15 protein-coding genes are annotated in these 15,166 nt (G+C 67.4%); 2 read left to right on the top strand and 13 right to left on the bottom strand.

Annotated elements, in window-relative coordinates; all coding sequences use genetic code 11:
- Positions 1-14: 14 nt before the first annotated feature.
- Positions 15-1,025 carry a hypothetical protein gene (locus V5F66_RS04145; RefSeq protein ID WP_394093320.1) on the bottom strand — a complete coding sequence of 337 codons (1,011 nt, stop codon included), beginning with the start codon at positions 1,023-1,025 and terminating at the stop codon, positions 15-17.
- A 197-nt stretch (positions 1,026-1,222) separates the two neighbouring features.
- A complete protein-coding gene (locus V5F66_RS04140) occupies positions 1,223-1,360 on the bottom strand; it encodes a hypothetical protein (protein WP_188079552.1) in 138 nt (45 codons plus the stop codon).
- A gap of 231 nt (positions 1,361-1,591) precedes the next feature.
- Here V5F66_RS04140 and V5F66_RS04135 point away from each other — a divergent pair, with 231 nt between their 5' ends.
- Entirely contained in the window at positions 1,592-1,891 is a 300-nt protein-coding gene (locus V5F66_RS04135; RefSeq protein WP_041577700.1) for a DUF3253 domain-containing protein, read from the top strand.
- 1 nt (position 1,892) lies between these two features.
- Here V5F66_RS04135 and V5F66_RS04130 read toward each other — a convergent pair whose 3' ends face one another.
- The 11 genes from V5F66_RS04130 to V5F66_RS04080 all read right to left on the bottom strand — a co-directional run bounded on the left by V5F66_RS04130 (position 1,893) and on the right by V5F66_RS04080 (position 14,147).
- On the bottom strand, positions 1,893-2,696 hold the full coding sequence (locus V5F66_RS04130) for a YdcF family protein (protein WP_394050840.1): 804 nt from the start codon (positions 2,694-2,696) through the stop codon (positions 1,893-1,895).
- Between the two features lie 66 nt (positions 2,697-2,762).
- Positions 2,763-3,506, bottom strand: coding sequence for an ABC transporter ATP-binding protein (locus V5F66_RS04125; protein ID WP_012116431.1), 744 nt, complete (start codon positions 3,504-3,506; stop codon positions 2,763-2,765).
- The gene (locus tag V5F66_RS04120; RefSeq protein WP_049776189.1) at positions 3,506-4,729 is read right to left on the bottom strand and encodes a lipoprotein-releasing ABC transporter permease subunit; all 1,224 of its coding nucleotides are present in this window, start codon (positions 4,727-4,729) and stop codon (positions 3,506-3,508) included. Before V5F66_RS04120 ends, V5F66_RS04125 begins: the two co-directional genes overlap by 1 nt.
- Before the next feature lie 116 nt (positions 4,730-4,845).
- Positions 4,846-6,168 (bottom strand): proline--tRNA ligase, encoded by a 1,323-nt coding sequence (gene proS / locus V5F66_RS04115; protein ID WP_012116433.1) that lies wholly within the window; start codon positions 6,166-6,168, stop codon positions 4,846-4,848.
- Between the two features lie 668 nt (positions 6,169-6,836).
- A complete protein-coding gene (locus V5F66_RS04110) occupies positions 6,837-7,274 on the bottom strand; it encodes a VOC family protein (RefSeq protein WP_394050838.1) in 438 nt (145 codons plus the stop codon).
- Positions 7,275-7,281: 7 nt separating this feature from the next.
- Positions 7,282-7,656 carry an SUF system Fe-S cluster assembly protein gene (locus tag V5F66_RS04105; protein WP_012116435.1) on the bottom strand — a complete coding sequence of 125 codons (375 nt, stop codon included), beginning with the start codon at positions 7,654-7,656 and terminating at the stop codon, positions 7,282-7,284.
- Positions 7,653-8,912 (bottom strand): cysteine desulfurase, encoded by a 1,260-nt coding sequence (locus tag V5F66_RS04100; RefSeq protein ID WP_394093319.1) that lies wholly within the window; start codon positions 8,910-8,912, stop codon positions 7,653-7,655. The genes V5F66_RS04105 and V5F66_RS04100 overlap by 4 nt, the downstream gene beginning before the upstream one ends.
- A gap of 82 nt (positions 8,913-8,994) precedes the next feature.
- On the bottom strand, positions 8,995-10,335 hold the full coding sequence (sufD, locus tag V5F66_RS04095; RefSeq protein WP_394093318.1) for a Fe-S cluster assembly protein SufD: 1,341 nt from the start codon (positions 10,333-10,335) through the stop codon (positions 8,995-8,997).
- A gap of 8 nt (positions 10,336-10,343) precedes the next feature.
- Positions 10,344-11,093: a Fe-S cluster assembly ATPase SufC gene (sufC, locus tag V5F66_RS04090; protein ID WP_394050834.1), complete on the bottom strand. Its 750-nt coding sequence runs from the start codon at positions 11,091-11,093 to the stop codon at positions 10,344-10,346.
- Positions 11,094-11,308: 215 nt separating this feature from the next.
- A complete protein-coding gene (gene sufB / locus V5F66_RS04085; protein WP_012116439.1) occupies positions 11,309-12,781 on the bottom strand; it encodes a Fe-S cluster assembly protein SufB in 1,473 nt (490 codons plus the stop codon).
- A 106-nt stretch (positions 12,782-12,887) separates the two neighbouring features.
- A complete protein-coding gene (locus V5F66_RS04080) occupies positions 12,888-14,147 on the bottom strand; it encodes a cysteine desulfurase family protein (RefSeq protein WP_394093317.1) in 1,260 nt (419 codons plus the stop codon).
- A 310-nt stretch (positions 14,148-14,457) separates the two neighbouring features.
- Here V5F66_RS04080 and V5F66_RS04075 point away from each other — a divergent pair, with 310 nt between their 5' ends.
- The gene (locus V5F66_RS04075; protein WP_012116441.1) at positions 14,458-15,129 is read left to right on the top strand and encodes an alpha/beta hydrolase; all 672 of its coding nucleotides are present in this window, start codon (positions 14,458-14,460) and stop codon (positions 15,127-15,129) included.
- The last annotated feature ends 37 nt before the right edge of the window (positions 15,130-15,166 follow it).

Genomic DNA, 15,166 nt, shown 5'->3' with positions numbered 1-15,166 from the left:
TGTACCGGCTCGGCCTATTCGTCGCCAGCCGGCTCGACGGCATCCGGCGCCGGTGCGGCGGGCGCCGCCTGCGGGCGCGGACGGGGCGGGGTGGCGGGACGGGCAGCAGGCGGGGCGGCGGCAGGCGCTGCAGCTGGGCGCGACGGCCGCGACGGGGGAAGCGGGGTCGGGCTGGCCGGGGTTGCGGCGGGCGCGGGAGGGGCAGGCGCGTCCTCCACCGGCAGGTTCGCCACCGGCGGGCGCTCCTGAGCCGTGCGATCCTGGGGCGCGCCCTGGGCCCCGTTGTCGTGCGGAACGACGGCGAAGCCGAACGGTCCGGTGCGCACCGGCGGGGCAGGATTGAGAGTGCCGCGGTTGCGGGCGTTGCGCTCCCAGATGGGGGCATATTTGGCCACCAGCGACTGGTAGCGGCCCTCGGTCATGTTGGCGACCACGCGGGTGCTGTCCCCCAGCACGACCGCCGGCGGGCAGAACGAGGGGGTGCAGCCGAATTCCTCCGCCAGCACCGCCGCGGTGAAGCCGAACGGGTCCAGCTCCAGCGGTCGGCGCCAGGTCATGACGCGGGCGGACAGGCCCGGCACGTCCGCCTTGCGCAGGATGTCGGTGGCGTCCTCCACCAAGGCGATGCGCTCACGCACCAGCCCGCGCGCGGCGGAGACCGAATCCGGCCGCTCGAACAGCACCGCCTCGCACGCGACGGCAAGGCTTGTATCGGCCGTGAGGCAGCCGAGCGCCGGGGTCTGTGCCGCGGCGGAATCGAGGGTGGCGGCGCGCTGCTCCAGCGCCTGCGCCTGCCCGCCCGCAGCGGTGCCGGTGATGGCGCGCACCACCGCGCCACCAACGGCGAGGCCACCGGCCAGCATGCCGAGCAGCACCAGAATGGTCACCGGATGGTCGTTCGGCTCGGAGCGCGCGAACAGCAGCACCACGAAGACAACGCCGGCCACAGCCGCAGCGACGGCGACCCAGCCGGGAACGGCAAAGCTCGCGTTCAGCACGCCCAGAAGCTGATCGACCCACTGCATCCGGCGTCCTCCATCCGCATTCCTCGGACTGCCGGTTCCTCACCGGCACGATCGTTCGTCCGGGGCGGCGGGCGCCACCCCGGCGACGGGCGCGGATCATCGGCCCGCGCGCCCGTCAAGGCAACGCGCGGACGGCATCCGTGCTCTCTATGGTAAAGCCTTTCGGCGATCCGCCGGCGACGGCGGAAAGGTGGGGCTTAGCCCACCCGCATCACGGCCTGCTCAAAGCCGCCGAACAGATAGACCACCGCAACCGCGACCAGAAAAACGGCGAAAGCGGTACGCGCGACGCCCCAGCAGGAGCGGCGATGGGAATAGCCTTGGCTCAGATTCATGATGGGATCATTGATCTCTTCACGTGCCCCCGCGGCACGCGGTGCGTTGCGCACTGCACAATGATTAAAGTTTTGTGAACGTCCGGACAAGGGGGTGCGAATGGTTCGCAGGGTTGTCCAAAGCGCATGGGAGAGGGTCGCCGCGGGGCGCAGCCGAGGTGTGTGTTTACGCCCATTCCCGCCATGCGCTTCGATGGCCGCTGCCGGCCAAAATGCTCTATGAAGGCGGCCATGAGCACCGATTCCCGCCGCGACGCGGCCGCGCCCACCACCCTGCCTGATGACCTCTCCACCGAGGCGGCGCTGCTGCGCCTCACCGCCGCGTGCGGTCCGGGCAAGTCCATCAGCCCCATGGATGCGGCCCAGGCGCTGATGACCGAGGCGGAATGGCAGCGCGCCCTGCCGGTGGTGCGCCGTGTCGCCGTGCGCATGGCGCAGGAAGGTCGCCTGCTCATCTATCGCAAGGGCAAGCCCATCGACCCCGCCGAGCTGCGCGGCGTCTACCGCATCGGCGCCCCGCGCGACGAGTAGGCTACGGCGCCGGAAACAGGGCGCTGGTCTTGCCCGACAGGTAATAGGCCACGAGGCCGATCCATTCCCGGGTCGCCACGTCGGTCTTGTCGAGGCCATCGGCGGCGCGGGAGAAGGGCTGGTCCAGCCGGTCCGGAGCCGCGGTCTGGAAATCCACCGGATAGGGCACCACGTCGAACCCCACCTTGCGGAAGCAGCCCACCGCGCGCGGCATGTGCCAGGCGCTGGTGACCAGAAGCCAGCGCTCGCCCGGCTTGGGCTTGAGCAGCGCCTTTGCGAATTCGGCATTCTCGGCGGTGTTGCGCGACTTGCCCTCGAACTCCACCCGCGCCTCGGGAATGCCGAGGTCGGGCAGGCTCATGCGGATCATCTGCGCCTCGACGGCGTCGCCGTTGGGAAACAGCAGCCCGCTGCCGCCCACGAAGGCGAGCCGCGCCTGCGGATAGCGCCGCGACAGCGCCGCGAAGGCGATGGGGCGCTCCCCGGCCTCGCCGAAGCTGGGCAAGCCGCGGACATTGCCGATTTCCGGCTTCTCAGAACCGCCCAGCATGATGATGCCGGTGACGGGAGTGCCGTCGTCCTTGAACTGCGGGAAGCGCTCCTCAAGCGGGGAGAGCATGTACAGCGCCACCGGCGAGAAGCCGAACACCAGCCAGCCGGCCACCGCCGTCAGGATCAGGCCCGTGCCCAGCCGCCTGCGGCGGAACCCGAGCAGCACCAGCCCCACCACCGCGAGGCTGACCAGCAGGTTGGAGGGCGTCGCGAAGAACCACAGCACCTTGGACGCCGTGAAGAAGGAATCCATGGGCGCTCCGAAGGCTCCGTTGAAACAAGGGGTCTTGTGAAACGAGGGGCGCGCGCGGAACCGGATTCAGGCCAGTTCCACCACCTTGCCTTCCCGAAGGGTGACGCGGCGGTCCATGCGGGACGCCAATTCCAGATTGTGGGTGGCGATGAGCGCCGCCACGCCGGTGGCGCGCACCAGCTCGGTGAGCGCCCCGAAGACATGGTCGGAGGTCTTGGGGTCGAGATTGCCGGTGGGCTCGTCCGCCAAGAGCAGGCGCGGGGCGTTGGCGAGCGCGCGGGCGATGGCCACGCGCTGCTGCTCGCCGCCCGACAGCTCGGACGGGCGATGCACGAGGCGCGCCCCGAGGCCGAGATAGGACAGCATCTCCTTGGACCGCGCCTCGGCCTCCTTGCGGGAGAGGCCGCGGATCATCTGCGGCATGGCCACGTTCTCCAGCGCCGTGAACTCGGGCAGGAGATGGTGGAACTGGTAGATGAAGCCGATGGAAAGCCGGCGGATGCGGGTGCGCTCCGCATCGGGCAGGCGCGCGGTGGGCGTGCCGTCGATGAACACTTCGCCTGCGTCCGAGTGCTCCAGAAGCCCGGCAATGTGCAGCAGGGTGGACTTGCCGGAGCCGGAGGGCGCCACCAGCGCCACCGACTGGCCGTGGGAAATGGCGAAGTCCGCCCCGCGCAGGACATCGATGGTCCCGGCGCCCTGGGGATAGCGCCGCACCACGCCGGTGAGCGCCAGCGCCAGCGGCGGGCGTCCGCCCTGCCGGCCCGGTTGTCCCTCGGGCCGTCCATTGGGATTTGCGCGCTGATCCATCACTCGTATCTCAGGGCTTCCACCGGATCGAGCCGGGCGGCCCGCCAGGACGGATACAGGGTGGCGAGGAAGGACAGCACCATGGCCATCACCACCACGGATGTGGTCTCGCCGAAATTCATCTCAGCCGGCAGGCGGCTCAGATAGTACAGCTCCGGCGAGAACAGCTCGGTGGCGGTGAGCCAGGAGATGAACTGGCGGATGCTCTCGATGTTGAGGCAGACGATCACCCCGAGCAGCAGCCCGGAGAGGGTGCCCACCACGCCGATGGCGGCGCCGGTGATGAAGAACACCCGCATGATGGCGCCCTGGGTCGCCCCCATGGTGCGCAGGATGGCGATGTCGTGGCCCTTGTCCTTCACCAGCATGATGAGACCGGACACGATGTTCAGCGCCGCCACCAGAACGATGAGGGTGAGGATGAGGAACATGACGTTCCGCTCCACCTGCAGCGCGTTGAAGAAGGTTGCGTTGCGCACCCGCCAGTCCACCAGATACACGGGCCGCTCCGCCGCACTCTGGATGGCGCCGCGCAGTTCGCCCACGTCGTCGGGATTGTTGAGGTAGACCTCGATGGCGTTCACGTCGGCGTTGCGGTTGAAATAGGCCTGCGCCTCGGCCAGCGGCATGAAGACGAAGGCGCTGTCATATTCCGACATGCCCACCTCGAACACCGCCGCCACCTTGTAAACCTTGATGCGCGGCGAGGTGCCCATGGGCGTCACCGCCCCGCGCGGGGCGACGAGGGTGAGGTTGTCGCCCGCGTGCAGGGAGAGCTGGTCGGCGAGGCGCTTGCCGATGGCGATGCCCTGGCCCTGGTCGAAATTCTCCAGCGTGCCCTGGCGGATGTTGTGGGCCACCGAGGGCAGCTCCCGCAGGTCCTTTTCCGCAAGGCCCCGCACCAGCACGCCCGAGGCGCCGAACGGCGAGGACGCCAGCGCCTGCCCCTCCACCAGCGGCACCGCGAGGCGGATGCCGTTGAGCTTGGCGATGCGGTCCGCCACCGCCGCATAATCGGTGAGCGGGCTTTCCAGCGGCTGCACCAGCACATGGCCGTTGAGGCCGAGGATCTTGCCGAGCAGTTCCTGCCGGAACCCGTTCATCACCGCCATCACGATGATGAGGGTCGCCACCCCCAGCATGATGCCGAGGAAGGAGAAGCCGGCGATGACCGAGATGAAGCCTTCCTTGCGCCGGGCCCTCAGATACCGCAGCGACAGCATCCACTCGAATGCCGAGAAGGGGCGCGTGCCGGTGGCCTCACCGTCGCCTTTGCCGGCCTTCGGGCCGCCTTTGGCGCCCTTGGTCCCGCCCCTTGCCGCCGTGGACCCGGTGACGCTCATGCCTTCAGCCTCTCCAGGATGTCGCCGGGCGCGATCAGCTCACGGGAGCCATCCACGCGGCGCTTCAGTTCCACCTTGCCGTCGGCCAGGCCCTTCGGCCCGACCAGGATCTGCCACGGCAGGCCGATGAGATCGGCGGTGGCGAACTTCGCGCCCGCCCGCTCCTCGGTGTCGTCGTACAGCACGTCATAGCCCGCGGCGGTCAATTCCGCGTAAAGCTTTTCACAGGCGGCGCCGGTGGTGCTGTCGCCGGCCTTCAGATTCAGGATGCCGACCTGGAAGGGCGCCACCGCATCCGGCCAGATGATGCCGTTGTCGTCGTGGCTGGCCTCGATCATGGCGGCGACGAGGCGCGAGGGGCCGATGCCGTAGGAGCCCATGTGGATGGTGTGCTCGGCCCCGTCCGCGCCCAGCACCTTGGCGCCGAAGGGCTCGGAATATTTGGTGCCGAAATAGAAAATGTGGCCCACCTCGATGCCCCGCGCCGCCATGCGGCTGGCTTCGGGGATGGCGGCAAAGGCCGCCTCGTCGTGCTTTTCGGAGGTGGCGGCATAAAGCTCGGTCCAGCGGTCGAACACCGACTGGAGGCCGGCCGCATCGTCGAAGTTCACGTCGGCGGAGGGCGGCGCCATCTCCAGATAGTCGCCATGGCAGAACACCTCGCTCTCCCCTGTGGAGGCGAGGATGATGAATTCGTGGGACAGGTTGCCGCCGATGGGACCGGTGTCCGCCACCATGGGAATCGCTTTCAGCCCCATCCTTGCGAAGGTGCGCAGATAAGCGACGAACATCTTGTTGTAGGAATGGCGGGCGCCGGCCGCATCGAGATCGAAGGAATAGGCATCCTTCATCAGGAACTCGCGCGAGCGGTACACGCCGAAGCGCGGGCGCACCTCGTCCCGGAACTTCCACTGGATGTGGTAGAGGTTGAGCGGCAACGCCTTGTACGACTTCACATAGGCCCGGACGATCTCGGTGATCATCTCCTCGTTGGTGGGGCCGAACAGCATCTCGCGCTCGTGGCGGTCCTTGATGCGCAGCATCTCCTTGCCGTAGTCGTCATAGCGCCCGCTCTCGCGCCACAGGTCCGCCGACTGGATGGTGGGCATCAGCATCTCAATGGCACCGGAGCGATTCTGCTCCTCGCGGATGATGTTGCACACCTTGTTGAGGACCCGCAGGCCGAACGGCAGCCACGCATAGATGCCGGCCGATTCCTGGCGGATCATGCCGGCGCGCAGCATCAGGCGGTGCGAGACGATCTCCGCCTCCTTGGGCACTTCACGCAGGATGGGGAGAAAATAGCGGGACAGGCGCATCGGGCGGGCTCTGGATCTCAAACCTGGGAACGAAGTCGGCGCGAGTGAAAGCGGAAGGGGAGCCAAAACACAAGAGCAAGCGGCCGGCGATGGTGCCGCGCGGGCGACTTCCGCAACAGCGGCACGCGGGAAGAGGCGGCGCGCGAGCGCAGGGGCCTCCGGCCTGTGGCCATCTCCACGGTGCGCGATCGCTTTCCCTAGTCCTTATTCCGTTACGGGACCCTGTTGAAACCGGCGAATGGAGGTAGCCATGCGCCGTTGGCATGCCGTACGCGCCACTCCAGAACCATATTGCATTGCAGCGCGCGCCTTATTGCGCTGCAAGGATGACAAACGACAGAATCTTGTTCTATTTTGACCTCGCACAAGAAAGGGGATCGTCACCGGCCGGCCAGATGGACGGTGAACGCGGTCCGGGTCTCGGGAGGAATCGAAGAAAAGCCGACCGAAGGCCGCCTGTTGGTGGATGCCACTCGATGGTGACACGACTTGGCGCATACGGAATTGGCATAGCGGCTTGGCCGCGCGGCTTTGAAAGCGGACTAAGATCCGCAGGCAGCGCAGGGCGCCGTGGATTGAACAAGGCGAGGCCACCAGGCCTCGCCTTTTTCTTTTGGGGGGTTGGCGCCGCGATCGGTCCTGTCCCGAGTCGCCCCCTCCCCCAGCCCTCAATAATTCGCCCAGAGCCCCGGGCTGGCGATCTCGGCGAGGTTGCCGTCCGGATCGCGGAAATAGAGGCTGGTGGCCCCCCTGGGCCAATGCACCTCCCCCTCGATGGCGACGCCATGGGCCGCAAGGTGCGCGCGCCACGGCTCGATGTCGTCCGCCGCCACGGCGAAGGCGAAGTGCAGGCGGCCGGCGCCGTCATGGGGCGGAATGGCGCCGCCGAACGGCAGCGCTATGGCTTCGTCCGCCGTGCCGCGCTTGAACAGCAGCAGCACCGTGTCGCCCACCGGATAGGCGGCGAAGCGGGCGTCGGAGAGCATGGGCTTCAGACCCAGCACGCCTTCATAGAAGGCGGTGGCGCGCGGCAGGTCGTCCACGTAAAGACCGGCTTCCACCACCCGGCCGAGCGGGGGCGGAGCTTTGGAAGCGCCGCCGCCCATCGTCATCTCACCACAGGTTGAGGGTGGCGCGGGCTTCTTCCGACATGCGGCCCTGGTCCCACGGCGGATCGAAGGTGATGTCCACCTTCACGTCGGAAATGCCCGGCACTGACGCCACGGCGCTTTCCACCATGCCCGGCAGCTCGGCGGCGGCGGGGCAGTTGGGGGTGGTCAGGGTCATTTCCACGGCGACGGTGCGGTCGTCGGCGATGTCCACCTTGTAAATCAGGCCCAGCTCGTAGATGTCCACGGGGATTTCCGGGTCATAGACGGTCTTCAGCGCGCTGACGATGCTGTCAGTCAGGCGCTCCAGCTCAGCCTCGGCGATGGAGGACTTGATCTGCGGCGCATTCGCCTGCTCGGTGGTCTTCGTCTCGGTCATGCGAACAAATCCTGCGCCTTGACGAGAGCGTCCACCAGACGGTCCACGTCGGCGCGCGTGTTGTAAAGGGCAAAGGATGCGCGGCACGTCGCTGTTGTCCCATATCGGGCCAAAAGCGGCTGGGCGCAATGGGTGCCGGCTCGCACTGCAACACCGTAGCGGTCGATGATGGTGGCCACATCGTGGGGATGGGCGCCCTTCATCTCGAAGGAAATGATGCCGCCCTTGCCCGGCGCGGTACCGATGATGCGCAGGGAATTGAGCGCTCCCAAGCGTTCGTGCGCATAGACGGACAGATCATGCTCGTGGGCAGCGATGCGCTCGCGGCCGATGGAGTTCACATATTCCACCGCCGCGCCGAGCCCGATGGCCTGAACAATTGGAGGAGTTCCAGCTTCAAATCTGTGGGGCGGCACGCCATAGGTCACATAATCTTCCGTGACCTCACGGATCATCTCGCCGCCACCTTCATAGGGCGGCATCTGCGCCAGCAGGTCGAGCTTGCCGTAGAGCACGCCGATGCCGGTGGGCGCATAGAGCTTGTGGCCGGTGACGGCGAGGAAATCCACATCGAGGTCGCGCACGTCCACGGGCATGTGGACGATGGACTGGCAGGCGTCCACCAGCACCTTGGCCCCCACCGCATGGGCTGCCGCCACGATCTCCTTGATGGGCGTCACGGTGCCGAGCACGTTGGACATCTGGGTGATGGCGACGATCTTCGTGCGCTCGGTGAGCAGGCCCTTGAACGCCTCGAAGTCGAACGAGCCGTCCTCGGTGACCGGCGCCCACTTGATCACCGCGCCCTTGCGCTCGCGCAGGAAATTCCAGGGCACGATGTTGGAATGGTGCTCCATGATGGAGAGCACGATCTCGTCGCCCGCCTCGATGGACTGGCCGAGGGAACTCGCCACCGTATTGATGGCCCCCGTGCCCGAGCGGGTGAAGATGATCTCGTCCACGGACGCGGCGTTGATGAAGCCGCGCACGCTCTCGCGGGCCTGCTCGAAGGCCTCGGTGGCGGCATTGGCGAGATAATGCAGGCCACGGTGGACGTTGGAATATTCCCGCTCGTAGGCGGTAACCATGCGCTGGATCACCTGCCGCGGCTTCTGGGCGGAGGCGGCATTGTCCAGATAGGTGAGCGGATGGCCGTTCACCTCCAGCGACAGCGCCGGAAAGTCGGCGCGCACGGCCTCCACGTCGAAGCTGCCGTTGCGGACAGCCGGGTGGAGGGTGGAAGACGCGGTGTTCATGGCAATCCTGTCCTCGTGAAATCGCGAGCTAAGCCCTCTCCCGCAGGCGGGAGAGGTAGAGAACACAACGGGAGAGGCCCCTTCAGGCCGCCCGTTTCTCCAGCCAAGCCACCATGCGGGCGATGAGGACCTCCCGAAGGGCCTCGTCCTCCACAAATTCCACGGCCTCGCCCACGAAGGCCTGGATCAGCAGGCGCTCGGCCTCCTTCAGCGGCAGGCCGCGCGAGCGCAGGTAGAACAGCATCTTGTCGTCCAGCGTGCCCACCGTGGCGCCGTGGCCGCACTGCACGTCGTCGGCGAAGATCTCAAGCTCGGGCTTGTTGTCCATCTCGGCGCCGTCGCTCAGCAGCAGAGACTGGCTCATCATGCGCCCGTCCGTCTTCTGGGCATCGCGCCGCACCACGATCTTGCCCTGGAACACGCCGTGGGCCTCGTCCGAGAGCACGGTCTTGAACAGCTCCCGGCTTTCGCAGCCCGCCACCGCATGGTCGATGAACATGGTGGTGTCGGCGTGCTGGCGGCCCTTCAGCAGGGTAGCGCCCCGCACCCCCAGATTTGTCCCGGTGCCCTGGAAGCGGCCGTAGACGGAATGGCGCGACAGCGCCGCGCCCTGCACCAGCGAGAACACGTTGAGCTTCGCCGCACGGCCCAGCTCCACCATGAGCGTGCCCAGATGCAGCGCGGCCGCGCCCTCTTCCTGCAGCCGCACCAGATTGACGGTGGCGCCATCGCCCACCACCAGTTCCATCGCGTGGTTGGCCTGGTAGGCCACGCCCTCGCGGCCGGTGAAGCTTTCCACCAGCGTCAGCTCGGCGCCGTCGCCCACCACCACCACGGTGCGGGTGAAGCCGGCGACAGCCTCCTCGGCGGGGAAGACGTAGGCGAGATGCACCGGCTTTGCAGCCTTGGTGCCGGCATCCACCTTCATCACCAGCCCCTCGCCGAGGAAGCCGGTGTTCAGCGCCAGCGCGCCGTCATAGCGGTCCGGCTGGAGCGAGCCGATGCGGTCGACCAGCGGATCGTGCGCCGCCTTGGCCGCATCAAGCGGCAGGGCGCTGACCCCGGCGGGCAGGCCGGCGAAGTCGGAGGCGCCTCGCGCCAGCGCCCCGCTCACGAACAGGAGGCGCGCCGCATGGGGCACGTCGAGCGCCTGCGAGGCGGCCTCCGCCTCCGCCGCGGTGCCGGGGGAGCCGGCGAGCGGGGGGAAGTCGCGTACCGCAGCGCGCAGGTCGGTATATTTCCACTCCTCCACGCGCCGGTTGGGCAGGCCGTGGGCGCGGAAGGCCTCAAGCGCATCGGCGCTCAGCTCGCCGAGACGCCCGTCAAGGTCCCCCTGCCCGGCCGCGACGGCGAGCCGGGCCTGGAGCGTGGCGGCGATGGCGTCTTCGGCCGGTGTGCGGGCGGGACGGACGGGAATGTTCATGGCCGCGCTCACGCCGCATCCTGCCCGTAGGCGGCATAGCCGGATTCCTCCAGCTCCAGCGCCAGCTCGGCGCCGCCGGAGCGGACGATGCGGCCCTTGTGCATCACATGCACCACATCCGGCACGATATGGTCGAGCAGGCGCTGGTAATGGGTGATGACCAGCATGGCGCGGTCGGGCGAGCGCAGGGCGTTCACCCCCTGCGCCACCACCTTCAGCGCATCGATGTCGAGGCCGGAATCGGTCTCGTCGAGGATGCACAGCTTGGGCTCCAGCAGCGCCATCTGGAGGATTTCGTTGCGCTTCTTCTCGCCGCCGGAGAAGCCCACATTGACCCCGCGCCGCAGCATGTCCTGGGTGATGCCGAGGTCGGGGGCCTTGGCGCGCACCAGCTTGAGGAAGTCGGGGGTGGAGATTTCCTCCTGCCCGCGCGCCTTCTTCTGCGCGTTCATGGCGGCGCGCAGGAACTGCATGTTGGCGACGCCGGGGATCTCGATGGGATACTGGAAGGCGAGGAACACGCCCGCCGCCGCCCGCTCTTCGGGGGCGAGGGAGAGGATGTCCTGCCCGTTGAAGGTGGCGGTGCCCTCGGTGACCTCATAGTCCGGCTTGCCCGAGAGGACATAGGACAGGGTCGACTTGCCGGAGCCGTTCGGCCCCATGATGGCATGCACCTCCCCCGCCGGGACGGTGAGGGTGAGGCCCTTGAGGATCTCGTTGTCGCCAATGCGGGCGTGGAGATTCTTGATTTCGAGCATGTGCTGTGTCCGTTGGTGCGCCACGGCCGGGCCGGGCGGGAATGTCAGCGCTGCGGGGCCGCGCCCCGCGTCGTTCTGGAAGCCGTCATGCCCGGCCTTGTGCCGGGCATCCACGCCGTGCCGCTGGCGCACTGGAGGGAAGCCTGTTCCCGGTCGCCGGGCGTGGATGGCAGGGACAAGCCCGGCCATGACGCATCGTTACAAGGGCCAAAAGCTCACCCCACGCTTCCCTCGAGGCTCACGGCGATGAGCTTCTGGGCCTCCACGGCGAACTCCATGGGCAATTGCTGGAGCACGTCGCGCACGAAGCCATTGACGATCAGCGCCACCGCCTCCTCCGGGCCGAGGCCGCGCTGGAGGCAGTAGAACAGCTGGTCCTCGGAGATCTTGGAGGTGGTGGCCTCGTGCTCGAACTGGGCCGAGGCGTTCTTGGCCTCCATGTAGGGCACGGTGTGCGCGCCGCACTGGTCGCCGATGAGCAGCGAGTCGCAATTGGTGAAGTTGCGCGCGCCGGTCGCCTTGCGGTGGGCCGAGACCTGCCCGCGATAGGTGTTCTCCGAATGGCCGGCGGCGATGCCCTTGGAGATGATGCGGCTCGACGTGTTCTTGCCGAGATGGATCATCTTGGTGCCGCTGTCCACCTGCTGATGACCGTTGGAGATGGCGATGGAATAGAACTCGCCCTGCGAGTTGTCGCCCCGCAGGATGCAGCTCGGATACTTCCAGGTGATGGCCGATCCGGTCTCGACCTGGGTCCACGAGATCTTGGAATTGTCGCCCCGGCAGTCGCCGCGCTTGGTGACGAAATTATAGATGCCGCCCTTGCCGTCCTTGTCGCCGGGATACCAGTTCTGGACGGTGGAATACTTGATCTCGGCGCCCTTCAGCGCCACCAGCTCAACCACGGCGGCGTGCAGCTGGTTCTCGTCGCGCTGGGGCGCGGTGCAGCCTTCCAGATAGCTCACATAGGCTCCCTCGTCGGCGATGATGAGGGTGCGCTCGAACTGGCCGGTGTTGCGCTCGTTGATGCGGAAGTAGGTGGACAATTCCATGGGGCAGCGCACCCCCTTGGGGATGTACACGAACGACCCGTCAGAAAAGACCGCCGAATTCAGCGTGGCGTAGAAATTGTCCGACACCGGCACCACCGAGCCGAGATAGGTCTTCACCAGCTCGGGATGCTCGCGGATGGCCTCCGAGATGGGCATGAAGATCACGCCTGCGCTGGCCAGCTCCGCCTTGAAGGTGGTGGCCACCGACACGCTGTCGAACACCGCGTCCACCGCCACCTTCGAGCCGCCGGAACTCTCGATGCCCAGCAGGGCGTCGCGCTCGCGCAGCGGAATGCCCAGCTTCTCGTAGGTCTTGAGGATTTCCGGATCGATCTCGTCGATGGACTTGGGCGCCGCCTTGGGCGCGGAATAATAGTAATAGTCCTGGAAATCGATCTGCGGATAGCTCACCCGCGCCCAGGTGGGCTCCACCATGGTGAGCCAGCGCCGATAGGCTTCCAGCCGCCATTCGAGCATCCATTCGGGCTCGTTCTTCTTGGCGGAGATATAGCGGATCGTGTCCTCGGACAGGCCCTTGGGGGCCTTCTCGCTCTCGATGTCCGTGACGAAACCGTACTTGTACTGGTCCACGTCGAGCGCGCGGACGCGTTCAACCGTTTCCTGAACCGCAGGCATCTTCTCTTCTCCTCTCCCGCGCGGGGTCAAGGCCCGCGGGTCAAGTTCACGTCTTACGTCTCATGCCGCGCATGACGCGCGGGTCCCGGCTCTTTACTTCTTACTTCTACGCCGCGCGGACCGCGCGGCTTCTCAGGTGCGGCACCACCTTTTGCAAGGCCGCCACCGCCTCGTCCACATCCTGCCGGGTGCTGGACCAGCCCAGCGAGAGGCGGATGGCGCCCGCCGCGCGGTCCTCGGGAACGCCCATGGCCGACAGCACGTGGGAGGCACCCACCTTGCCCGAGGAGCAGGCCGAGCCCGCACTGACACTTACGTGGGCAAGGTCGAGCGCGATCACCAGTGTCTCGGCCCGAAGTCCGGCGAAAGTGAGCATGCTGGTATTGGGTAGCCGCTCCACCCCGGAACCGATGACCTCTGCTTCGGGAACGCCGGCCAGCACCGCCCGTTCCAGCGCATCGCGCAAGGTCGCAAGGCGGGCGGCCTCTTCGGCCAGATCGGCGCGCGCCACGCCGGCGACGGCGCCGAAGCCGGCGATGGCCGGGCCGTTTTCGGTCCCCGCACGACGGCCGCGCTCCTGGCCGCCACCGGCGATGAGGGCCGGTGTGCGATCATCGGGCCCCGCCGCCACCAGCGCTCCGGTGCCCTGGGGGCCGCCCATCTTGTGGGCAGAGAGGCTGAGAAAATCGACGCCCAGCGCAGCCATGTCCAGCGGCAGGCGGCCAGCGGCCTGCACGGCGTCGCAGAACACCACGCCATCGCGCGCCTTCACCAGCCGCGCAGCCTGCGCCACCGGCTGGACCACACCGGTCTCGTTGTTCGCCGCCATCAGCGCCAGCAAAGCGCGGCGGCCGGCGGCGGCATGGCGGGCGAGGGTTTCTTCCAGCGCATCGAGTTGGACGCGGCCGGCGCCGTCCACGGGCAGCACCTCCACTGCCTCGGCGGCAAAGCGATGGCCGCGCAGCACGGCGGGATGCTCCACCGCGCTCATGAGCAGCACGTCGCAGGGCTTGGGCCGGCCGGCCATCTCCACCGCCGGATGCAGCGCCAGCGCGGCCGCCTCCGTAGCGCCGGAGGTGAAGACCACCCCACGCGGCGCGGCGCCCACGAGGCGGGCCACATGTGCCCGCGCCGCCTCCATGCGCGCTCGGGCTGCGCGGCCATCGGCATGGACGGAGGAGGCATTGCCCACGCATTCCAGCGCCGCGAGCATGGCGTCACGGGCTTCGCGCTTCAGGGGGCTGGTGGCATTGTGATCGAGATAGGCGCGGCGCGCGGCAGCATTGGCCGCGGGCACACCTGCCCCGACCTCAGACCGATCCTGCGACCGAGGATCCTGCGATCCCGGGATGCCGCCCGCGCTCATCTCCGCCTCCTGGCCCCTCGCGCGAAACACGCTCCGGACCCGCGCCAGACTTGCAATTGCCGGCAATCTCGGTCATAGCTCAAACTTCACCCGATCCCGCATTGCAGCGCCCTACGGTTCGCGCAGCCGGCAGGAACAGATTAGAATTATTCTAAATCGATAGGTCGTTCCGATCTGTAAGTCAAGCATTACCGTTTCGGCGTCAAGTCGTTAGGGTGATGCTGGCAGGTTCGTCCCCGAGAGTCGCGCTTTCCGGGCGGGATCCGCTTCATCCTGTGCGTCATTGCCACCCAGAGGTTGTAAAACTTCCATGCCAGAAGTGATCTTCCCCGGCGAAAAGGGGCGCCTTGAAGGCCGCTACCAGCCCGCCAAGACCCGCAATGCGCCCATCGCCATCATTCTTCATCCGCACCCGCAGTTCGGCGGGACGATGAACAATCCTGTCGTGTACAATTTGTACTACCAGTTCGCGAACCGCGGCTTCTCGGTGCTGCGTTTCAATTTCCGGGGCGTCGGGCGCTCCCAGGGGTCGTTCGACCACGGCACGGGCGAACTGTCCGACGCCGCCGCGGCGCTCGACTGGGCCCAGTCCATCAACCCGGATGCGCGGGCGTGCTGGATCGCCGGCTTCTCCTTCGGCGCGTGGATCGGCATGCAGCTGCTCATGCGTCGTCCGGAGGTGGAGGGCTTCATCTCCATCGCCGCGCCGGCGAACCTCTACGATTTCTCCTTCCTCGCCCCCTGCCCGTCCTCCGGCCTGTTCGTCCATGGCGACAAGGATGCGGTGGTACCCACCTCCGCGGTCCAGACGCTGGTGGAAAAGCTGAAGACGCAGAAGGGCATCGTCATCGAGCAGCAGGTGGTGCCCGGCGCCAACCACTTCTTCGACGGCAAGACCGAAGACCTGATGGGCGTGGTGGGCACCTATCTCGACAAGCGCCTGCCCGGCACCCGCAAGGACAGCAAGGACAGCGCCGCCTGAGGGCAATCCTTCCGCCGTCCCAGCTTTCCTGAACGGC

It is taken from the genome of Xanthobacter versatilis (assembly GCF_043193975.1).
In the GTDB taxonomy this organism is placed as follows: Bacteria; Pseudomonadota; Alphaproteobacteria; order Rhizobiales; family Xanthobacteraceae; genus Xanthobacter; species Xanthobacter autotrophicus_E.
This window is presented reverse-complemented; position numbering and strand designations above follow the sequence as displayed.